This is a genomic window from Pseudomonas sp. AC463 (genome assembly GCF_979253585.1).
The window spans coordinates 1-273 of sequence record NZ_CEEDDZ010000593.1 but is presented as its reverse complement, the minus strand read 5'-3'; the positions used below and the strand labels follow the sequence as shown (position 1 = coordinate 273).

Sequence of the window (273 nt, the reverse complement as noted above, 5' to 3'; positions counted from 1 at the left end):
CTAGGATCGCCTGTCTGAAAGGTGTGCGAGATTCGGACCTCGTGGTGATGGTGCTCGGTAGCGCCTACGGCGCGGTGCAGCCCAACTCCGATCTCTCCGCAACGCACGAGGAATGGCGCGAGGCGAAGGACAGGCGGCCCGTGATCGCATTCGTTCAGGACGGCGTTGACCGTGACGCCCGGCAGGCCGAATTCGTCCGGGAGGTGCAGGATTGGACCGGCGGGTTGTTTCGCGGTGGGTTCCGCGACGCGGACGATCTGCGCGATCAGATGA

Annotated in this window: 1 protein-coding gene; it reads left to right on the top strand. The window is 64.8% G+C overall.

Annotated features, from left to right (window positions below; genetic code table 11):
* Positions 1 to 273, top strand: a 273-nt coding sequence (locus AC0IYH_RS31575) for a DUF4062 domain-containing protein (RefSeq protein WP_471838184.1), incomplete at both ends; no start/stop codon positions are given.